This window comes from Sphingomonas sp. Leaf208 (assembly GCF_001421415.1).
In the GTDB taxonomy this organism is placed as follows: Bacteria; Pseudomonadota; Alphaproteobacteria; order Sphingomonadales; family Sphingomonadaceae; genus Sphingomonas.
Map to the genome: position 1 here is coordinate 176,562 of NZ_LMKH01000023.1, position 20,275 is coordinate 196,836.

The following is a 20,275-nucleotide window of genomic DNA, read 5'->3' on the forward strand; positions in this document are numbered from 1 at the left end:
AACGGGGCAGAAAATCGCGCGCCAAGAGCTTTTGCCCTCGCGCGGTGCCGCTGTATAGCGCGGGCTACGATGTTGCAAAGCCACAACCCTTCCGGCGGACCTTCGGGCGGTCGCCGCCCTGCCCCGATCGATCGCCCGATCGTCCTCGTCGGGCTGATGGGCGTCGGCAAGACCACCGTCGGCCGCCGCCTCGCGCTGCGCATGAACCTGCCGTTCGTCGATGCCGACCACGAGATCGAGGCCGCATCGGGGATGACCGTCGCGGAGATCTTCGCCAAATACGGCGAGGATTATTTCCGCGATGGCGAGCGCCGCGTGATCGCGCGGCTGATCGACGGGACGCCCAAGATCATCGCGACCGGCGGCGGCGCGTTCATCAACGACGACACGCGGGCGCTGATCTTGCGCGATGCGGTGTCGGTGTGGCTCAGCGCGCACCCCGACATCCTGGTCGAACGCGTCGGCCGGCGCGACACCCGTCCGCTGCTGCGCAATCGCGATCCGGGGAAAGTGCTCGCCGAACTGGCGCGTGTCCGCAACCCGATCTACGCGCAGGCGCACATCCATATTGTCAGCAACAAGACGCCGCACGAAGCGACCGTCGCCGCTATCCTGAGGGCGCTTGGCCGATGAAGACCGTTACCGTCGAACTGGGTGCGCGGACCTATCCTATCCATATCGAGGCAGGGATTCTCGCGCTGGCTGGCGAGTTCCTTGCGCCGCTCGCGAAGGGTCGGCGCGTGGCGATCGTAACCGACGAGAATTTGTCGGTTCACCTCGCGACCTTGCAGGCTTCGCTGACTGCGGCGGGGGTTGCGTCGGAGGCGATCGTGCTGGCACCCGGCGAGGGCAGCAAGAGCTGGGCGACGCTGGAAACGCTGTGCGACCGGCTGCTCGAACTCGGTGTCGAGCGCCGTGATCATGTCGTCGCGCTGGGCGGCGGCGTGATGGGGGACCTGGTCGGGTTTGCCTGCTCGATCCTGAAGCGCGGGTGCAACTTCGTGCAGATCCCGACGAGCCTGCTGGCCCAGGTCGACAGCTCGGTCGGCGGCAAGACCGCGATCAACACGAAGGCCGGCAAGAATTTGATCGGCGCGTTCCACCAGCCGGTGATGGTGCTGATCGATCCGCAGGTGCTCGACACGCTGCCAATCCGAGAGTTGCGCGCAGGTTACGCCGAAGTCGTGAAATACGGGCTGATCGACGACTTCGCGTTCTTCGAATGGTGCGAGGCGAATGGCGCCGCGTTGTTGGCGGGCGACATCGGCCTACGTGAATATGCGATCGCACACAGCGTTTCGGCCAAGGCGCGGATCGTCGCGGCGGACGAGCATGAGACGAACGGGACGCGCGCGCTGCTCAATCTCGGACATACATTTGGTCATGCGCTGGAGGCCGAGACCGGGTTTTCGCAGGCGCTTATCCACGGCGAGGGCGTCGCGGCGGGCTGCTCGCTGGCGTTCGGATTCTCGGCATCGCAGGGGATTTGCTCGGGGCAGGATGCGGAGCGCGTTGCGGCGCATTGGCGCGATATGGGACTGCCGGATGGTCTCGCGGCTGCGAAGATTGGCGCGAGTGGCGCGCGGCTGGTCGATCACATGCGCCACGACAAGAAGATGGCGGCAGGCACCCTCCCCTTCCTGCTCGCGCGCGGGATCGGCCAGACGTATCTCGACAAGACGGTCGACCTCGCCGACGTCGAAACCTTCCTCGACGCGCAGCCTCGCTGATGCCCAACGGTGTCGCCAAACAGAATTTGCCGACCAAGGTGTGCCCGGCATGCGAGCGGCCATTCACGTGGCGGAAGAAATGGGCGCGCGACTGGGACAGCGTGATCTACTGCTCGGACGCGTGCCGGAAGAAACGGTAGCGTCCGAAGACCAGCAAGAAGTTTGTTCACCCGCGAAGGCGGGTGCCCAGACTGGGTCCCCGCCTTCGCGGGGAAACAAGCTTTGTTTGTTATCCCCGGGCGCTCCAAGCCAGCCACAACCACCCGCCGATCAGCAACGCCCCGCCAATCGGCGTGATCGCGCCGAACCACCGCGGCGCCCCCAGCGCCATCGCGTACAACGTCAACGCGAAGATCGCCGCGCCGATCACGAACAGCCAAGCTGGCCCCCGCGCCTCCATCCGGATCGCCACCAGCGCCGCGACCACATGGACGAGCTGATACTGCGCGCCGGTCTTCAGCCACTCCGCCGCCGACCCGCTCGCGCCGTGCGCCCCGAACGCCCCCGCCGCGACCGCGATCGCGCCGGACAGCGCCGCCAAGATAGCGATGATCATTGCGTATCGTTCCCCCAGGGAAAGCGTTTCGCGGTCTCGGCACGCGCTGCGCGCATGTCGCCGGAGTCGATCTGCAACTGCAACCGCTCCTTGTCCCGCGCCCGGTATTGCTCCTCCGCGCGGTCGATATCGGCCGGTGCGATCTCGAGCCCGCGCATGACCAGGCGCGCCATCTTCACCGCGGACTCCATCACTTCGCGCACCACCGCGGTCGCCGACGTGTTCTTCAACTTGACCAGAGCGCGGCGATCGAACGCACGCACGTAGATGGCAGCATCCGGGAAGGCCTCATGCACACCCTCGATCGTGTCCGGATCGAGCTGGTCGCCGTCCATGCAGAAGCAGATGATCTCCGCCTCCGACGCGCCCGCCTGCCGCAGCAGGTCAAGCCGCGTGCCGTCGCCGTAATAGACCTTCGCGCCGAACTCGCCGGCGATGTCGATCATCTCGATATCGGTGTCGATCAGCGTCACCGGGATATCCTGCGCGAGCAGCATCTGGCCGACCGTCTGGCCGAACCGCCCATAGCCGACGATGATCGCGTTCGCACCATCGACCTTGGGGCCGTCGCGCTCCTGCCCCTCGGCGATCGGCTCGGTCCGGAAGCGCCGCGTGATCCCCATCAGGAACGGCGTGGTCGCCATCGACAGCGTGATGATCGCGCCGAACAGGCTCGCCGCCTGCGGTTCGATCAGCAGCCCCGCCTGCGCCTGCGCGAACAGCACGAAGCCGAATTCGCCGCCCTGGCTCAGCAGCAGCCCCAGCGCAAACGCCTGCCGCCACGTCATCTTGAACGCCATGCCGATCAGCATGATGACGCTGGTCTTGGTGGCGATCAGCGCGGCGGCCATCGCCATCACGAAGACCGGTCGCTCGGCGATCGCGCCCAAGTCGAGCACCATGCCGACCGCGAGGAAAAACAAGCCGAGCAGGATCGAGCGGAACGGCTCGACGTCTGCCTCGAGTTCATGCCGATAGGGGCTGTCCGCGAGCATTACGCCAGCGATGAACGCGCCGAGCGCCGTCGACAGCCCCAGCCATTCCATGATCGCCGCGCTGGCGATGACAGTGAAGAGGCCGGCAAACACGAACATCTCGCGCTCGCCGAGATTGCCGATCAGGCGGAAGAACGGGCGCAACAGGAAGCGTCCCGCGACGACGAGCCCAACGACCGCGAGCACCGTATAGATCGCCAGCAGCCAGCCGGGAGGCGCATTCGCGTCGGCCGGATTACGGCTCATCGCCGCGACGATCGTGATCAAGGGCACGATCGAGAGGTCCTGGAACAGCAGGATCGAGAACGCGCGCTCCCCGAACGGGGTCTTCATCCGCCCCGAAGAGCGCAGCATCGGCAGCACCTGCGCGGTCGACGACAGCGCTAGCGGCAAACCGAGCGCGAGCGCCGCGGGGAGCGAGAACTTAGCCCCGATCCACACGATCGCGGTGATCGCGAGCCCGCAGATCGCGACCTGGAGAAGGCCGAGACCGAAGATCTCCTCCTTCATCTTCCACAGCCGCGACGGATTCAGTTCGAGACCGACGATAAACAGCAGCAGCGTGATACCGAGCTCTGCAAACCCGAGCTTCGACTCTGCATCGCCGACCAGACCCAACACATGCGGCCCGACGACCGCGCCCGCGACTAGATACCCCAGCGTCGCGCCGAGCCCGAGCCGACGGAACAGCAGCACGAAAATCAGGCCGAAACCGAGCAATACGACGCCGTCGCGGAGTAGCGACGGGGCCGTACCCTCCGCCATCAGACTTTCGCCTTTGCAGCGGTGTCGGCAGCCTCGGCCGCGGCTTCGAATGCTAGCCGGATCGAGGGGTGGCGCGCGGTGTAGTCGAGTGCGGGGGTGAAGATATCCATCCCCGGCCAATCGGGTGCATCGCCCTCGCGCGCAAGCCACGCCGTCAGCGCGTCGCGCGTCGCGGCGAGTTCGGCGGGGGTGCGGCCGAGGATGTTCGACGCCAGCAGCGACGACGACGCCTGGCCGAGCGCGCAGGCGCGGACCAGCAGGCCGACCTCGCTGACCTTGCCCTCGTCGTCGACCGCGACGTCGATCGTCACACGGCTGCCGCAGATCGGCGAGCGTTTCTCCGCGGTCGCCATCGGCTCGGGCAGGCGTTCATGATGCGGGATCGTCGCGGCAAGGCGCAGGATCTCGGCATTGTAGAGGGGCGCGCTCATGGCTTCGGCTCGCTTGCACTATCGGATCGGGAGGGTTCGGATTTGGAAGGCGGCGTGGTCGCGCCGAAGACGGGTTTGCCGCGGCGGCGGCGGTCGACGAAATCGGCGATCCCCGCGCTGGTCGCGTTGAGCAGCGGATAGGTGCGCGATGTCGTCATCCAGCCGGGCCGGCGTGACGGTCCGCCACTCATCGTATCGATGACGAGCGTCGCGAGCAGGAAGACGAGGCTGGCGAGGATAAGCCCCTTCAACGCGCCGAACCCAAAGCCAAGCGCGCGGTCGACCGGGCCGAGGATCGACGTCCGCGTCCGCGCCCCGATCGCGTTGGCGACTAGCCGCCCGCCGATATAGGTGACCCCGGTGATGATCGCGAAGGCGAGGACCGCGGCACCACCGACGGTGCCGACCATCGGCGACAGCGCGGCGGCAAGCGGGATGTGGAACAGCTTCAACATCGCCGCCATCGCCACCCAGGCGAACATCGACAGCACTTCGGTCACGAACCCGCGCACGAGCCCCAGCACCGCGGACCCGGCGACGGCGATGAGGACGACGATGTCTAGGGCGGTGAGGTTCATGGTCTCTGGAATAGGGACGCGCGGCGCGAACCGCTAGTGCGCGCGGCGACCGACGCGCTCTAGTGGTTCAAACCGAACACACCGTAGCGCTCGCGCCACGCGGCGACTTCGTCCTGCAGATGCGGGGGTGCAGCCTCGCCCGATAGGACGAAGCGGGCGACGTCGGTGTCGGGATGCATCAGCATTTTCTTCGACCCGTCGCTGAACCAGACCGGGACCAGCTGGTCGCACACGCTGTCGAGCACGGTGGCGGCCATGCCGTTCGCGATCGCGTCGCTGCCCGCCAGGACGCGGACGTTGATCGAGACGCCTTCGAGGCAGTTCTGCGGTTCCTTGACGAAATTGAGCGAGACGAGAAGCCCGGACCGGTCGGGCCGTGCTTCGTCGGGCAGACCCGCGACCCGTCGCCACGCGCAGAACCAGGTCCGGCAGATGCGCGGGCGAACCGCATGAATGCCGCACCCCTTGTCGGAAAGGTAGATGCACGGCGTTCCCGCGGGCTTGGCGAACTCGGGCGTGTTCACCGTCAGTTCGGTGCAGCACGCGGTGCAATCTCCGCACTCTCGATCGGGGAGGATCGGCCCCAGCAGCACGCTTTCCACGTCGGTATGGGGTTGCATCTGCGTGCGCGCATCCGGCGGGGTCGGGGTGTCACGCCGATCCACGGTTCAATTTCCTTCGGAATCCACCGTGAAGACCATCGGCTTGCCTCGCGACATCGGCTCCCATCCCGCGGCCAACGCCGCCCGCACGCCGCGAGCGATCGTCGCGTCGTCGATCTGGAGCCGCCCGCGCGGCAAGCCCTTCAGCAGGCGTTTCGGCGCGGGGAACTCGAGCAGGGCTTCGCGTTTGGCGTCGTCCTGCAACAGTGAGATCGTCATGCCCTTCCAGCCTTCGGCATCCGTGTGTTGCGGTTCGCGCTGGAGGTGCCAGTCGTATCGGGTGCCATCGACCTCGACGGTACCGGTATTGCTTTTCGTGTTCGCCATGCTGGCGGCCATAGCATGGCTGTCGTGAGAGGCCATGCGTTCGGGGGTGGCGGATTTGCGGGACGCGGTGCCGTTGCGTGCGGTTTGATCAACCGGTGATCAAAAACGCCCCACTGCCCCACCGCCCCACCCCGGCGGAGGCCGGGGCCCAGTTGGAGAGGTCGCAGTAATTAAGCGCAGCGGTCGCCATCAGCGTCTCCCAACTGGGCCCCGGCCTCCGCCGGGGAGGTGACTAGCCGGGACGTTAACAACGAACCGGAGCTATTCCCGTCCTGCAGGTACGCCTGGCCCAGTACCGTCACTAACGCTGCCTTGTTCTCCCGCGAAGGCGGGAGTCCAGTCTGGGTCCCCGCCTTCGCGGGGAGACAAGGTTTGCAGCGCCTACCCCCGCCCCATCATGTGATCCACGAACGACGCGAGCGTCTTGAAGCCCGAGAGCTTCATGCCGCTCTTCTCACCCGTCATCGACGCCGGCACCAATGCGCGTTCGAAGCCAAGCTTGTTCGCTTCCTTTAACCGCAGCGGCCCATGCGCGACCGGCCTGATCTCGCCCGACAGCGCGACCTCGCCGAACGCTACCGCGTCGACCGGCACGGGCCGCTCCGACATTGCCGAGATCAGCGCCGCCGCTACCGCGAGATCCGCCGCCGGGTCCTGCACCCGGTAACCGCCGGCGATATTCAGATATACTTCGGCGTTGGAGAAACTCAGCCCGCACCGAGCCTCCAGCACCGCAAGGATCATCGCGAGCCGGCCCGAATCCCAGCCGACCACCGCACGCCGCGGCGTTGCGCCGCTCGCTAAGCGAACGGTCAGCGCCTGGATCTCGACCAGCACCGGCCTTGTCCCCTCCAGCGCCGGAAACACCGTCGCCCCCGTCATCGCATCATCACGATGTGTCAGGAACAGCGACGACGGATTGCCGACCTCCGCCAGCCCCTCCGTCTGCATTGAGAACACGCCGATCTCGTCGGTCCCGCCGAAGCGGTTCTTGATCGCGCGGAGGATGCGGTATTGATGGCTGCGCTCGCCCTCGAACGAGAGCACCGTGTCGACCATATGCTCGAGCACGCGCGGCCCGGCGATCGACCCGTCCTTGGTGACGTGCCCGACCAGAACGACGGCGGTCCCGCGCTCCTTGGCGAAGCGGATCAGTTCCTGCGCAGACGCGCGAACCTGGCTGACCGTGCCGGGGGCGCCTTCGATCAGGTCGGAGTGCATCGTCTGGATCGAATCGATCACCAGCATCGCGGGCGGCTTGGTCTGCAACGTCGTCAGGATGTCGCGCGTCGAAGTCGCCGCCGCGAGTTGCACCGGTGCATTGCCAAGCCCGAGCCGCCGCGCGCGCAGGCGGACCTGGTCCGCAGCCTCCTCGCCAGAGACGTACGCGACCGACTGGCCGGCAAGCGCCATCTTCGCCGCCGCCTGAAGCAACAACGTCGACTTGCCGATACCGGGATCGCCACCGATCAACGTCGCCGAGCCCTCGACGAACCCGCCCCCCAGTGCGCGATCGAGTTCGGCGATACCCGTCGCCATCCGGTCGGGTAGCTTGATCTCGGCATCGAGCCCGACAAGCTGGATCGCGCGGCCGCCGGTCTGGAGATTATGCTTGGAATGGAACGGGGTGGCGGCGGTGTTCGCCTCCTCGACCAGCGTGTTCCACTCGCTGCAATCGCTGCATTGCCCAGCCCAGCGGTGCGATACCGATCCGCAGGCCTGACACACATAACGCTTCTGGGGTTTCGCCATACCGCCGATGTACGAGAACGATACGGGAACATCAATGGCTGGCGGCCGGCCTATGTTGCGGATTTAGTGGCGCTTGGCGGCGCACGGCGTTATCCGCGCGACGATGCACGCCACCGACCTGCGCATCGCCCTGTTCAGCGGCAACTATAATTACGTACGCGATGGCGCAAACCAGGCGCTGAATCTGCTCGTCGGCCATCTGCTGTCAAAGGGTGTGACAGTGCGTGTCTATTCGCCGACGAACGCGAGGCCCGCCTTCGCGCCGACCGGCGATCTGGTCGCGGTACCGTCGCTACCGCTGCCGGCGGGACGTGGCGAATACAAGATGGCGCGCGGGCTGCCAGCGGCGATCCGACGCGACCTCGATGCGTTCGCACCGAACATCGTCCATGTGTCGGCCCCCGATTTCCTGGGGCACCGCGCGATCAGCTATGGCCGCCGCAACGGCATCGCGACGGTTGCCTCGCTGCACACGCGGTTCGAGACATATTTTCGCTATTACAAGATGGCGTTCTTCGAGCCCGTGATGGTGAAGATCCTCACGCGCTTCTACAACCGCGTCGACGAAGTGCTGGTGCCGGGGCGCGGCATGGCGGAGATCGTCCGCGACTGGGGCGTGACGACACCGACCGCAATCTGGTCGCGCGGGGTGAACCACGATCGCTTTACGCCGACGCGTCGCGACTTGGATTGGCGGCGCGCGCGCGGGATTGCCGACGGCGAAGTCGCGGTCGGGTTTCTCGGGCGGCTGGTGAAGGAGAAGGGTCTCGACGTCTTTGCCGACGTGATTCGGGAGCTGGAACAGCGCGGCGTGCCGCACAAGGTGCTGGTGATCGGCGAGGGCCCCGCGCGCGAGTGGTTTGCGAGCCGCGTCCCGGGCGCGGTGTTCGCGGGGTTCCAGTCGGGCGACGATCTCGGCCGCGCGGTCGCGTCGATGGACGTGTTCTTCAATCCGAGCGTGACCGAGACGTTCGGCAACGTGACTCTCGAGGCGATGGCGGCAGGCGTTCCCGTCGTTGCCGCTCGCGCATCAGGTGCGGTCGGACTGGTCGATGACGGTGTGACGGGGTTCTTGGTGCCGCCGACGGATATTGCCGGGTATGCGGATGCGATCGGGCGGATCGTGTCGGAACCGGGCCTGCGCGAGACGATGGGCTGGGCCGGACACGACAAGGCTGCCGGGTATCTGTGGGATACGATCAACCAGACCGTGCTGGATACGTATCTCCAGGTGATGGCGCGGCGGGGAGCTTAAAGCCGAGATTCAGGTTGCTGCCCGGGCGATCCTCCCCCGCCAGGGGGAGGTGTCGCCGAAGGTGACGGAGGGGGAGGACCCGGAACGAGGGTTTCGCCTGCCTCCCCCTCCGTCAGGCTGCCGCCTGCCACCTCCCCCTGGCGGGGGAGGATTGATTCAAGCCGTCGCCCAGTCGAACGTCAGCGGCGCTTCGCGGAAGGCGAAGCGGTCGAGGTGGCTGGAGACCACCTCGCGCATCCGGTCGACGTCTTCGCCCTCCGGCACGGTCAGCGCAACGTCGAGCGTTTCGCTGTCCGCACGCATCTCCAATACCGCACCATTCGGAAACGCGATGCGGCCCTCTTCCTCCGAGAAGGTGACCTCCATCTTGTGGCTCCAGTGCTTTGCGAGCTGCTGGAGATACTTGCTGGCCGAATGCGTCGGCACCCTTGCGACCGAGACGCTCACTTGAGCCGCTCGATCTTCTGCGCCGCCTCGTCGAGCAACGCCGCGACTTCGTGCAGCGTATCCTCGTTGACGTCCTCTCGCATCAACCGGTGCTGGAGCACCTGCCGCAGATTGCCCATCGCACGCCGGATCGGCGCGCCATCGGTCCGCTCGGACTCCGCCCCGACCGCCGCCAGCCGCGCGAACAGCCCGTCCACCACGGCCGCATTCTTGGCCAGATGCGCGCGACCCTCGTCGCTCGCCGCAAAGCGCTTCTTGGCGCCTTCGGACTGCTGCTCCTCGATCAGCCCCATCTCGTCGAGCATGCTAAGCGTCGGGTAGACGACGCCCGGGCTCGGCGCATAGCCACCCCCGGTCAGCCCCTCGATCTCGCGGATCAGGTCGTAGCCGTGGCGCGGCGCGTCCGCGATCAGCTTCAGCATCACGAGCTTCAGCTCGCCGCCATCGAACAGCCGCCGCCGACCACCGGGGCCGCCGCGTCCGTGTCCATGTCGACCGTGGCCTTCATAGCCTCCCCGACCCCGGCCTTCGCCATCAGCCCGCGGACCACCGGTCCAAGCTCCATATCCCATACCAAAACGCATTTGAGTGTTCTCCGATATATCTTCGTTCATAAGGTGCGATATATCGCAGAATGTTTCCGGTTCAAGAGGCGGGTGAAATAAGATTTGCTTTTTCACGTCTGTCATCCCCGCGGAGGCGGGGACCCAGACCCTCGGACCGAGCGAGCGTGCATAGCCGTCAGCCAGTATGGATCCCCGCCTGCGCGGGGATGACGATGCGTGTGAAACTGACGATACGTGCGAGGAAGACTAGCGCGCGCCTGCATTGCGGACGGATGGGCAAACCGGCCGCCCGCCCCTATCTTCTCGGAATGGCCGATCTCTTCGCGGGCTTCGAACCCGCCGCCCCCACTGAAACGCATCCCGAAAACGCGCCGCTCGCCGACCGCCTGCGTCCTCGCACGCTGAACGAGGTGGTCGGGCAGGATCACATCACCGGCCCCGAAGGCGCTATCGGCAGGATGGTCTCGGCGGGGCGATTGTCCTCGATCATCCTGTGGGGCCCGCCCGGCACCGGCAAGACGACGATCGCGCGGTTGCTCGCCGACGCGGTCGACCTGCGGTTCGTCGCGATCTCGGCGGTGTTCTCAGGGGTCGCGGATCTCAAGAAGTCGTTCGCCGAGGCACGCGAGCATGCCAAGATCGGCAAGCGGACCTTGCTGTTCGTGGACGAGATCCACCGCTTCAACCGCGCGCAGCAGGACGGTTTCCTGCCCTATGTCGAGGACGGCACGGTGACGTTGGTCGGCGCGACCACCGAGAACCCGTCGTTCGAACTCAACGCCGCGTTGCTCAGCCGCGCGCAGGTGCTGATCCTCGAACGGCTCGGTCGCGGTGCGCTCGAACAGTTGCTCGACCGCGCAGAGACGGAGATGGAGCGCCCCCTGCCCCTAACCCCGCCCGCCAAGGACGCGCTGATCGCGAGTACCGATGGCGACGGCCGCTTCCTGCTCAACCAGGCGGAGACGCTGTTCTCGGTCAACCTGCCCGAACCGCTCGATCCCGCAGGCCTCTCGAACTTCCTGCAACGCCGTGTCGCGGTGTACGACAAGGATCGCGAGGGGCATTACAACCTGATCTCCGCGCTCCACAAATCGATCCGCGGGTCCGACCCGCAGGCCGCGCTCTATTATCTCGCGCGGATGCTGACCGCTGGCGAGGAACCGCTGTTCCTGCTCCGCCGGCTGACCCGCGCTGCGGTCGAGGACATCGGCCTCGCCGACCCGCAGGCTTTGGTCCAGTGCATCGCCGCCAAGGACACGTACGACTTTCTCGGCAGCCCCGAAGGCGAACTCGCGATCGCGCAGGCCTGCGTCTATCTCGCGACCGCGCCGAAATCGAATGCAGTCTACAAGGCGCAGAAGGCCGCCTGGAAATCGGCACGCGAGACGGGATCGCTGATGCCCCCCGCGTCGATCCGCAACGCGCCGACCAAGCTCATGCGCGATATCGGCTACGGCAAGGGCTATGCGTACGATCACGATGCGGAGGATGCGTTTTCCGGCTCGGATTACTGGCCCGACGAGATGAGCGCGCAGACCTTCTATACGCCGACCGAACGCGGGTTCGAGAAGCGGTTGTCGGAACGGCTCGCCTATTGGGATGCTTTGCGCGCCGAGAAGAATGGCTGAACCACGCTTCACGCGGTTTGCGGCGATCGACTGGTCCGGCGCGCAAGGGCATCGACACAAGGGCATCGCGGTCGCGGTCTGCGAAACGGGGGATGCCGCGCCGGTTCTGGTCGCCCCGTCATCCGCCAGTACATGGTCGCGCGACGACGTGCTCGACTGGTTGCTCGACCAGGCTATGCCGATGCTGATCGGGCTCGACCTCTCCCCCGCCTTCCCGTTCGTGGATGAAGGCGGGTATTTCCCCGGCGCGCCCGACAGTCCGCCCGACGCCCGCGCCCTGTGGAAGATGGTCGACGATATCTCCGCAGCCGACCCGCATCTCGCGGTCTCCAGCCTGCTCACCGATCCCGAAATCCGCCGCCACTTCCGCCAGCACCGCGATTGCGGCGACCTGTTCCCCGGTGGCGCCGGCCGGATGCGCGTCTGCGAGCACGGGCAGCGCGCGATGGGCCTGTCCCCGTCGAGCTGCTTCAACCTCGTCGGCGCGGCGCAGGTCGGCAAGTCGAGCCTCACCGGCATGCGAGTGCTGCACAGGCTGGCCGGCCACGTGCCGGTCTGGCCGTTCGACCCGGTGCCGTCGCAAGGTCCGCTGATCGTCGAGATCTACACCACGATTGCCGCGCGCGCCGCCGGTATCCGCAAGGGGCTCAGCAAGATCCGCGACGCCGCCGCACTCGACGTGGCACTGGCCGCGATCGGCAGCGACCCGCATGCACCCCTCGCCCGCTACGACGACCACGCCACCGACGCGATCCTCACCGCCGCATGGCTCCGCGCCAACGCCGATCGCCCCGAACTCTGGCACCCGGCGGCGATGACATCGCATATCGCGCAAACCGAGGGCTGGACCTTCGGCGTATCTTGAAGCATGGGGTCGCGACGCACCGGGCAGCGCCCGACGCAAGGGCCGGTTTAGCTCAGTTGGTAGAGCGCCAGTTTTGTAAACTGGATGTCGCGGGTTCGATTCCTGCAACCGGCACCATTTCCGACTTTCGATAAACGATGTCGCCGCCACCTGCATGGCATTGATCCTTAGCGCTCGAGTTCCAACCCCAGCATCGCCGACATGAAAAATCCCCCGCGCCCGAAGGCACGGAGGATCTTCGGCGTTCGTGGCTCGCGTCGACCGACACGAGCCAGCGTTGGATCAGAACCGGACGGTCGCACCCACGGCCAGGTTGCGGCCGAGCGAGTCGTAGCGCTGTGGGATCGTGTTCGTGCGCGCGAGGGCGACATTGTACGAGTCCGGAACGATCGGCGCGCTCTTGTCGAGCAGGTTGTTCGCGATCAGGCGCAGCGAGAACTGCTTGTCGATCGCGAAGTTGAGCGCGAGGTCGAAGTAGCTCTTCGGCGAAACGCGGTAGTAGCTGGTCCGTGCGCGCGCGTCCGTGCCGCCGATCGCCTCGTCGCCCGAATTGTCAGCATTGGTCAGCGAGCCGACATAGCGCCAGTTGAACGAGGCGCTGAAGCCGCGGTCGAGCGTGGTGTAGGTCGCGCGCAGGCCGTGCGACCATTTCGGAATCAGCTGGCCGCAACCATTGCCGTAATAGCCTGCGCAATTGCGTTCCGGCTGGACCGGCGAGTCCTGGCCGCCCGCGAACGTGGTCAGCGACCCGTTGAAGTTCCAGTCGATCTTGCCGGCGCTGGCGAGGTCGAGCGTATACTGTGCCTGGAAATCATAGCCGCGTGCGATCGACGTGTAATAGTTCGTCGTGCCCTGGCGGATGAAGCCGGTGGTGGGATTGCTCCCGGCCGTCGAATACAGCGTACCGGTGCCGGGATTGCGGACGATGCCCTGGCAGAAGAACGCGTCGCCGTTCGAACGCTGGCAGCCATCGGTGTAATAGCTGTAGTCGTTATACCCGAGCGAGTCGTTGATCTTGATCTGGTAGCGATCGACCGAGAACACCAAGCCCTTCACGAACCGCGGCTTCACGATCAGGCCGTAGGTCTGCGTGTAGGCGGTTTCCGGATCGGCGGTGTAGCCGCCCGAGCGCACGGTGCATGCCGCCGAGCCGTTCGGCGCGGTGCCGTTGCTGCACAGCAGGGTCTGGCTGCCGTAGAGCGCGTCCGACAGGCCGGTTGCACGGCACACTTCGCGCGACGCGATCGGCGCGCCGTAGGTCACGCCATTGGCGCCGTTGACGACGGTCGGTGCGCAGAAATCGTTGAACGTGCCTGCGCCGCCCGACGCGAAATCGACGTTGGTCGCCTGGCGAATCTCGGTGACCGTCGGTGCGCGCTGCGCCTTGTTGAACGAAGCGCGGAACGTCAGGTCGCTGACGGGGGCGTAGATGCCCTCGATCTTCCAGGTGTTGAACGTGCTCGGGTTGCTGCTGTACTTCGACACGCGGTAGCCGCCGTTCACCTGCAACAGGTCGGCGAAGCGCTTGTGCTCGACCAGCGGCGCCTGGACCTCGATATTGGCCTCCCAGACGTCCTGCTTCAGGTAGCTGTCGGTGCCGCCCAGACCTGCGCGATACACGCTGTCGGCGGTCGATTTGAGCGTATCCTTGCGATACTCCGTGCCCAGCGCGATCGCGACGCCCTGCTCCGCGAACGGCGAGGTGATCCCGTATTTGCCGAGATCGCCGGTAACGTTGGCCTGCACGTCGTACAGCGTGCCGGTGGTCGCCGCCGTGCCCTGGTCATACAGATAATCGATGAGGGCCGGATTGGTATTCCCAGCGCTGAACGCATCGAAGGGAACGCAGGCTGCATCCGTGGTGGTGGCGCAGGTTGGTGCGGCGCGCGTGCCACCGACGTTGATCGAGTTCCGCAGGTTGGTCGCGTTGACGAAGCTCGGCGTGTAGTCCTGGTGGTTGCGGGCATAGACGCCGCCGACGTCATAGGTCCACGCGCTGCCGACCTTGCCGCGGACGCCGCCGGTCAGGCGAACGCCGGTGTTCAGATACGCGTCGGGCTGATCGTTGCCCTCACCGAGACGATAGCGAAGATCGATCGGTGCCGTCGCCACCGTGCCAGCCGCGTTGCCGCAGATCGCGGTTGCCTGCGACGTCGACAGGAACGGGTTGTTGCAGTTCACCTGCACGCTGCCGCCGGCGATCGCCGGATAGTTGTTGTATGACTTGTCGCGGAACCAGATGCCCGACGCATACAGCTCGGCGTCGGGTGCGATGTCGAGGCTGACGAAGCCGCCGGCGTTCACGCGCTCGGATGGGCGCTGATACGCATAGTTGCTGAAATAGTTCGAGGCGTTGCCGGCACCCGGACCGAACGGCACGAAAGTACGCGTGCCGTTCGGGTTGTTGACGAGCTGCGCGTTGGTGTTCGCACCGCTGAGCGGCGTGATGAGCCCGCTCGTCGAGCTGCTCGGCGTTAGGCCGCACGACAGCGGCGCGTTCAGGCTGGTCTGCGTCAGATAGCAACCCGAGTTCGAGCGGGCCGACAACAGCACTTCGTCGGTATGCTTGTAGTTGACGAAGCCGTTGATCCGCAGCGCGCCGTCGAACAGCTTCTTGCCCGCGGTCAGCGTGACGTCGGCACGACCGCCGTCGTTGGTCAGGCCGCGCGGGCTGCTGAAGCCCGACGAACGCGCCAGCGACGACACGACCGTGTCCTTGTTGTTGTGGTTGTAGAAATTATAGTTGCCGTCGAGCTGGATGCCCTCGAAATCCTTCTTCAGGACGAAGTTGACGACGCCCGCGACCGCGTCCGACCCGTACACCGACGAGGCACCACCGGTCAGCACGTCGACCCGCTCGAGCAGCGACGGCGGGATGATGCCGACGTCCTGGCCGTTCTGCGTGCCGAGGCGCTTGCCGTCGATCAGGACCAGCGTGCGCTCGAACCCGAGGCTGCGCAGCTTGATGCGCTGGCGACCGTCGGAGTCGTTATAGGTCTGCTGGCTGTCCGGCGCGATCTGCGGCAGGCGGTTCAGCACGTCCTCGACGTTGACGGCAGCCTGGGCGCGAATGTCCTGCGCGGTGACCGAGGTGATCGGGGCCGCCGACGTCATGTTCGGACGCTGGATGCGCGATCCGGTAACGACGATAGTGTCGTCTTTCGGCACGTCGCGGTCGACGGCGGTGGTTGCAGTGCTCGCATCCGCCTCGACCTTGGCTTCGGCGGGCGTGCTCGCGGCAGCCTGGGCGGGCGTCACGGCCTGCGCGGGCACGTCCTGTGCGAATGCCGTGGTAGCGGAAAACACGAGAGATCCGACGAGCGCGATCCGCGAAACAGAATGGCCGAAGTTCATACCTACCCCTAAAAAAGCCCGGTTGCGTGATAGCGCTATACCGGTTGCCCGTACTGGTTTGGTCAAAACACGACGCCAGTCAATGCCGAAGCAATACCGGTCTAGAACATTTGCGTTGGAATGTTGCAAATCGGCGTCACTACTGGCGGTCGCCATCTCCTTGCGATAGCGTGCACACAAGAACGCAAGGGGGATCTGATGGAGAACACGCGACGGTCGTTGCTCGCCGGCTTGGGCGGCCTGGGCATGATACCATTCGTAGCGACTCGGGCGGCTGCCCGATCGGGTGCCGCGACGTACGCTTCGGCGACCGGTGCCATGGTCCTGTCGACCTGGGACTTCGGCGCCGCCGCCAACGCGGTGGCCTTCGCGGAACTCGCCAAGGGCGGCTCCCTGATCGACGCGGTCGAGGCCGGCGCGATGGTGCCCGAGGCGGATCCTACCAACCACAGCGTCGGCTATTCCGGCTATCCCGACCGCGACGGCCACGTCACGCTCGACGCGGTCATCATGGACGATGTCGGCGGCGTCGGGGCCGTCGCCGCGCTGGAGAACACGGTGCATGCGATCTCCGTCGCGCGTCGCGTGATGGAGCGGACGCCGCACACCTTCCTCGTCGGCGAGGGCGCGACGCGGTTCGCGCGCGACCAGGGATTTCCGCAACAGTCGCTGCTCACCCCGGAATCGGAAACGGCGTGGCGCGACTGGCTGAAGACCGCGAAGTACCAGCCCGAAGCCAATAGCGAGAACCGCATCACCCGCACGCCGGGCGGCGCGCTCGACCATGACACGATCGGCCTGCTCGCGCGCACGGCCGACGGGCGGATGGCGGGCGCCTGCACGACCTCCGGCATGGCGTTCAAGATGCGCGGCCGGGTCGGCGATTCGCCGCAGGTCGGGTCGGGCCTGTACGTCGAGGCAGGCGTCGGTGGTGCCACCTCGACCGGACTGGGCGAGGAAGTCACCCGCGTAGCCGGCTCGGCCCGCGTCGTCGCGTCGATGCGCGGCGGGTCGTCGCCACAACAGGCGTGCGAAGAGGTCGTCCGGCATATCGCCAAGCTCCGCGGCGATGCGATCCGTGGCGTCCAGGTCGGCTTCCTCGCGCTCGACACGAAGGGCAATGTCGGCGCGTTCTGCCTGTTGCCGGGCTTTACCTATGCGGTCACCGACGCGCGCGGCAAGACGACGGTGCTGAAGGCGCGGTCGCTGTTCCAGGCGTGAGCGTCGCGGAAGACATGGTGCGCGGTACCCGAACGATGCTCGAAGTCTGCGTCGAGGATCTGCACGGTATCGACGCGGCGATCGCTGGCGGTGCGGACCGCATCGAACTGTGCGCGGCGCTTGGCGTCGGCGGACTGACGCCGCCTGCGTCGCTGATCCGGGCAGCGGCGGCTTTATCGGAGGCCTCCGGTGTACCCGTCCACCTCCTGGCCCGGCCACGTGAAGGCGGCTTCGTCTATACCCCGCGCGAGCAGGCGCTGATCGCCGACGACATTCGCACGGCAGCCGAAGCTGGATTGGCAGGAATCGTCATCGGTGCGCTCGATGTCGACCACCGCCTCGACCTGCCCGCACTTGCCGCTTTGGTCGCACACGCCAAGTCGTTGAGCGATGCTCGCGGAAGCCCACTCTCGCTGACGCTGCACCGTGCCTTCGATCTGTGCCGCGACATGCCCGACGCGCTCGAGTCCGCCGTCACGCTCGGTTTCGACCGAATCCTGACCTCGGGCGGCGCCCCGAAGGCAATCGATGGCGTCGCGATGCTGGCGGCGCTGCACCAGCAAGCTGCCGGTCGGATCATCGTGCTAGCAGGAAGCGGGGTCTCGCCGGAGACGTTGCCCGCGATCCTTGCGACCGGTGTCCGCGAAGTCCACGCCTCGTGTCGCGCGCCCTTGGCGACCTTCGCCGACCCAGCCGAACTACGCTTCGGCTTCGCCTCGCCAGGACGCGCAACGACGAACCGCGACGCGGTAGAGCGACTGGCGAACATGGTGGCCGGACATCCGACGCTTGAATAATACCAATCCATAACTTACTCAAACCGGTCTGGGTCGGGGGGCCTCTCGCTCCTCGCCGAACGCCAATCGAAGCGAGCCGCCATGCACGACGCCACTCCGCCTCCGCTAACACCCCCGCCGATTCCGGAAACGGCAACGCTGATGTTTCGCGAGGCTGCGGAATCGTCCGAGGCCGTCGCAAGGATGCTCGCGACCAACGCCGCAGCGTTCGCGGCGCTCGGTGCGCGTCTTCGTAGCGCCCCGCCCGCGGTCGTCGTGACCTGCGCGCGCGGCTCGTCGGATCACTCGGCGGTGTATGGCAAGTATCTGATCTGGACGAAGACCGGCATCCCGGTCGCCGCCGCGGCGCCCTCGGTCGTATCGATCTACGACGCACCGCTCGGCGCGCGGAACACGCTGTGCATCGCGGTGTCGCAGAGCGGTCGCAGCCCAGACCTGCTCGCCGCAGTCGCCGCGCAGAAGGCTGCCGGCGCGCATGTCGTCGCGTTCGTCAACGACGAGACTTCGCCACTCGCAGAGACCGCCGACACGCTTATCCCGCTGTGCGCCGGACCGGAAAAGTCGGTCGCGGCGACCAAATCCTACATCTGCTCGCTTGCCGCCTTCGCCGCTTTGACCGCGGAATGGGCGGACGACGACGCATTGCGTAGCGCGGTCGCAGCCCTCCCCGCCGACCTCGCACGCGCCTGGGCGCTCGACTGGTCGGCGGCCGTCGCACCACTGCGCACCGCGACCAATTTGTTCGTGATCGCGCGCGGCATGGGCTTCGGCATCGCCAACGAGGCGGCGCTGAAGATGAAGGAAACCTGCGCGCTGCATGCCGAATCGTTCAGCTCGGCCGAGGTTCGCCACGGCCCGATGCAGCTGGTCGAGGACGGCTTCCCGTTGCTCGCGCTCGCGACCTCCGACGCGGCCGGCGACGGCGTGCGCGATGCGGCGCGCGAGTTCGCCGAGCGTGGCGCAGGCGTGTTACTCGCCGATGCCGGGCTCGATGGCAGCAGCGACGACGGCGTCCTGCCCGCGTTGAAAGCGCATCCGGCGATCGAGCCGATCCTGATGATCCAGAGCTTCTATCGCATGGTCAACGCCCTCTCGCTTGCTCGCGGGTTCAACCCCGACGCCCCGTCGCATCTCAGCAAGGTGACGCGCACGTTATGACGATCTTCCGGTTTTCGAATGGCCATGTGGTCACCCCAGCGGGCGTCCGGAACGACGCGACGATCGTCGTCGAGGACGGGCGGATCGCCCGGATCGACGACGCAACCACCGATCAGGCCGTGGATCACGCGATCGATCTCGATGGCGGCTGGCTGATGCCGGGCTTCGTCGATACGCAGGTCAACGGCGGCGGCGGCGTGCTCTTCAACGATACGCCCACGGTCGAGGGTATCGCCGCGATCGGCGCGGCGCATCGCCCGTTTGGCACCACCGCGTTCCTGCCGACGCTGATCAGCGACACGCCCGACGTGATCGCGCTCGCGCTCGACGCGGTCGACGCGGCGATCCTCGCGGGTGTCCCCGGCGTGCTCGGCATCCATATCGAGGGGCCCGTGATCAGCCCGGCACGCAAGGGCATTCACGACCCGACGCGCTTCCAGGATCTCGACGACGACCTGCTCGCGCTGCTGACCCGCCCCCGCCTCGGCCGGGTCATGGTGACGCTCGCCCCCGAGCGCGTGACCGCGGCGCAGATCGAAACGCTGACCGCGGCAGGCGTGCTCATCAGCATCGGCCATAGCGACGCGGATCACGCCACCGCGACCGCCGGGATGGCCGCCGGGATCACCGGCGTCACGCATCTGTTCAACGCAATGTCGCCGCTGGTCCACCGCGCCCCGGGCGTGGTCGGCGCGGTGCTCGACGACCAGGCGGTGTATTGCGGGATCATCGTCGACGGCTTCCATGTCGACGACGCCGTGCTGCGGATCGCGTTGCGCGCACGGCCGCACGACCGGTTCATGCTGGTATCCGACGCGATGCCCTGCGTCGGCGCGGCCGAGAAGTCGTTCGTGCTGCAGGGCCGCGAAATCCATGTCGAGAATGGCCGCTGCGTCGGTGCCGACGGCACGCTGGCGGGCTCCGATCTCGACATGGCGGGCGCGGTCCGCAACACTGTAGACCGGCTCGGCGTCGCGCCCGAGATCGCAGCGGCGATGGCGGCGACCTATCCGGCGGCGTTCCTGCGGCTGTCGCAGGAGCGCGGCACGTTGCAGGTCGGCCGCACCGCCGATTGGGTCATGCTCACCCACGACCTGCATCCGGTCGGCACGTGGATCGGCGGGGCGAGCGCGGCCTGACCGCCTCTACCCTGCTTTTGCGCCCCTCCCCTTTGGTATCGAGAACGCA

The 20,275-nt window shown here is 66.6% G+C and carries 21 protein-coding genes and 1 tRNA gene; 11 read left to right on the forward strand and 11 right to left on the reverse strand.

Annotation, left to right across the window (positions count from 1 at the left end; genetic code table 11):
* Nucleotides 1-69: 69 nt before the first annotated feature.
* The 3 genes from ASE69_RS10820 to ASE69_RS21415 are packed head-to-tail and all read left to right on the forward strand — an operon-like array spanning nucleotide 70 to nucleotide 1,870.
* On the forward strand, nucleotides 70-633 hold the full coding sequence (locus ASE69_RS10820) for a shikimate kinase (protein WP_056486203.1): 564 nt from the start codon (nucleotides 70-72) through the stop codon (nucleotides 631-633).
* The gene (gene aroB / locus ASE69_RS10825) at nucleotides 630-1,730 is read left to right on the forward strand and encodes a 3-dehydroquinate synthase (protein ID WP_056486206.1); all 1,101 of its coding nucleotides are present in this window, start codon (nucleotides 630-632) and stop codon (nucleotides 1,728-1,730) included. The genes ASE69_RS10820 and aroB overlap by 4 nt, the downstream gene beginning before the upstream one ends.
* Nucleotides 1,730-1,870, forward strand: coding sequence for a DUF2256 domain-containing protein (locus ASE69_RS21415; protein ID WP_082444318.1), 141 nt, complete (start codon nucleotides 1,730-1,732; stop codon nucleotides 1,868-1,870). Before aroB ends, ASE69_RS21415 begins: the two co-directional genes overlap by 1 nt.
* Nucleotides 1,871-1,959: 89 nt before the next feature.
* Here ASE69_RS21415 and ASE69_RS10830 read toward each other — a convergent pair whose 3' ends face one another.
* The 7 genes from ASE69_RS10830 to radA all read right to left on the reverse strand — a co-directional run bounded on the left by ASE69_RS10830 (nucleotide 1,960) and on the right by radA (nucleotide 7,796).
* The gene (locus ASE69_RS10830) at nucleotides 1,960-2,286 is read right to left on the reverse strand and encodes a DUF423 domain-containing protein (protein WP_056486208.1); all 327 of its coding nucleotides are present in this window, start codon (nucleotides 2,284-2,286) and stop codon (nucleotides 1,960-1,962) included.
* Complete coding sequence (locus tag ASE69_RS10835) at nucleotides 2,283-4,046, reverse strand: cation:proton antiporter (RefSeq protein WP_056486210.1); 1,764 nt, start codon at nucleotides 4,044-4,046, stop codon at nucleotides 2,283-2,285. Before ASE69_RS10835 ends, ASE69_RS10830 begins: the two co-directional genes overlap by 4 nt.
* Nucleotides 4,046-4,477, reverse strand: coding sequence for an iron-sulfur cluster assembly scaffold protein (locus ASE69_RS10840; RefSeq protein WP_056486213.1), 432 nt, complete (start codon nucleotides 4,475-4,477; stop codon nucleotides 4,046-4,048). Before ASE69_RS10840 ends, ASE69_RS10835 begins: the two co-directional genes overlap by 1 nt.
* Entirely contained in the window at nucleotides 4,474-5,055 is a 582-nt protein-coding gene (locus tag ASE69_RS10845; protein ID WP_056486216.1) for a CvpA family protein, read from the reverse strand. The genes ASE69_RS10840 and ASE69_RS10845 overlap by 4 nt, the downstream gene beginning before the upstream one ends.
* A gap of 59 nt (nucleotides 5,056-5,114) precedes the next feature.
* Nucleotides 5,115-5,675, reverse strand: coding sequence for a YkgJ family cysteine cluster protein (locus ASE69_RS10850; RefSeq protein ID WP_056486990.1), 561 nt, complete (start codon nucleotides 5,673-5,675; stop codon nucleotides 5,115-5,117).
* Nucleotides 5,676-5,723: 48 nt separating this feature from the next.
* On the reverse strand, nucleotides 5,724-6,056 hold the full coding sequence (locus tag ASE69_RS10855; protein ID WP_056486220.1) for a hypothetical protein: 333 nt from the start codon (nucleotides 6,054-6,056) through the stop codon (nucleotides 5,724-5,726).
* A 369-nt stretch (nucleotides 6,057-6,425) separates the two neighbouring features.
* Entirely contained in the window at nucleotides 6,426-7,796 is a 1,371-nt protein-coding gene (radA, locus tag ASE69_RS10860; RefSeq protein ID WP_056486222.1) for a DNA repair protein RadA, read from the reverse strand.
* A 103-nt stretch (nucleotides 7,797-7,899) separates the two neighbouring features.
* Between radA and ASE69_RS10865 the strand changes: the two genes are divergently transcribed.
* On the forward strand, nucleotides 7,900-9,051 hold the full coding sequence (locus ASE69_RS10865) for a glycosyltransferase family 4 protein (protein ID WP_056486993.1): 1,152 nt from the start codon (nucleotides 7,900-7,902) through the stop codon (nucleotides 9,049-9,051).
* 156 nt (nucleotides 9,052-9,207) lie between these two features.
* On the opposite strand, the gene ASE69_RS10870 is transcribed toward ASE69_RS10865, so the two are convergent.
* The 3 genes from ASE69_RS10870 to ASE69_RS23465 are packed head-to-tail and all read right to left on the reverse strand — an operon-like array spanning nucleotide 9,208 to nucleotide 10,063.
* Nucleotides 9,208-9,498, reverse strand: coding sequence for a DUF2218 domain-containing protein (locus ASE69_RS10870; RefSeq protein ID WP_056486225.1), 291 nt, complete (start codon nucleotides 9,496-9,498; stop codon nucleotides 9,208-9,210).
* Nucleotides 9,495-9,920, reverse strand: coding sequence for a PadR family transcriptional regulator (locus ASE69_RS10875; protein ID WP_414882965.1), 426 nt, complete (start codon nucleotides 9,918-9,920; stop codon nucleotides 9,495-9,497). The genes ASE69_RS10870 and ASE69_RS10875 overlap by 4 nt, the downstream gene beginning before the upstream one ends.
* Before the next feature lie 8 nt (nucleotides 9,921-9,928).
* Nucleotides 9,929-10,063: a hypothetical protein gene (locus ASE69_RS23465; RefSeq protein ID WP_414882966.1), complete on the reverse strand. Its 135-nt coding sequence runs from the start codon at nucleotides 10,061-10,063 to the stop codon at nucleotides 9,929-9,931.
* Between the two features lie 309 nt (nucleotides 10,064-10,372).
* On the opposite strand from ASE69_RS23465, the gene ASE69_RS10880 reads away from it, so the two are divergent.
* From ASE69_RS10880 to ASE69_RS10890, 3 genes are all read left to right on the forward strand, one after another.
* Nucleotides 10,373-11,692 carry a replication-associated recombination protein A gene (locus ASE69_RS10880; RefSeq protein ID WP_056486996.1) on the forward strand — a complete coding sequence of 440 codons (1,320 nt, stop codon included), beginning with the start codon at nucleotides 10,373-10,375 and terminating at the stop codon, nucleotides 11,690-11,692.
* Entirely contained in the window at nucleotides 11,685-12,557 is an 873-nt protein-coding gene (locus tag ASE69_RS10885) for a hypothetical protein (RefSeq protein WP_056486233.1), read from the forward strand. Before ASE69_RS10880 ends, ASE69_RS10885 begins: the two co-directional genes overlap by 8 nt.
* Nucleotides 12,558-12,598: 41 nt before the next feature.
* Nucleotides 12,599-12,674 (forward strand) — tRNA-Thr (locus ASE69_RS10890).
* A gap of 165 nt (nucleotides 12,675-12,839) precedes the next feature.
* Here ASE69_RS10890 and ASE69_RS10895 read toward each other — a convergent pair.
* Complete coding sequence (locus ASE69_RS10895) at nucleotides 12,840-15,911, reverse strand: TonB-dependent receptor domain-containing protein (RefSeq protein ID WP_082453064.1); 3,072 nt, start codon at nucleotides 15,909-15,911, stop codon at nucleotides 12,840-12,842.
* Nucleotides 15,912-16,109: 198 nt separating this feature from the next.
* Here ASE69_RS10895 and ASE69_RS10900 point away from each other — a divergent pair, with 198 nt between their 5' ends.
* From ASE69_RS10900 to nagA, 4 genes are all read left to right on the forward strand, one after another.
* Nucleotides 16,110-17,132 (forward strand): N(4)-(beta-N-acetylglucosaminyl)-L-asparaginase, encoded by a 1,023-nt coding sequence (locus ASE69_RS10900; RefSeq protein WP_082453065.1) that lies wholly within the window; start codon nucleotides 16,110-16,112, stop codon nucleotides 17,130-17,132.
* Entirely contained in the window at nucleotides 17,129-17,929 is an 801-nt protein-coding gene (locus tag ASE69_RS10905; RefSeq protein WP_235518530.1) for a copper homeostasis protein CutC, read from the forward strand. Before ASE69_RS10900 ends, ASE69_RS10905 begins: the two co-directional genes overlap by 4 nt.
* An 81-nt stretch (nucleotides 17,930-18,010) precedes the next feature.
* Nucleotides 18,011-19,087 (forward strand): SIS domain-containing protein, encoded by a 1,077-nt coding sequence (locus ASE69_RS10910; protein WP_056486236.1) that lies wholly within the window; start codon nucleotides 18,011-18,013, stop codon nucleotides 19,085-19,087.
* Complete coding sequence (nagA, locus tag ASE69_RS10915; RefSeq protein ID WP_056486239.1) at nucleotides 19,084-20,226, forward strand: N-acetylglucosamine-6-phosphate deacetylase; 1,143 nt, start codon at nucleotides 19,084-19,086, stop codon at nucleotides 20,224-20,226. The genes ASE69_RS10910 and nagA overlap by 4 nt, the downstream gene beginning before the upstream one ends.
* Nucleotides 20,227-20,275: the final 49 nt, after the last annotated feature.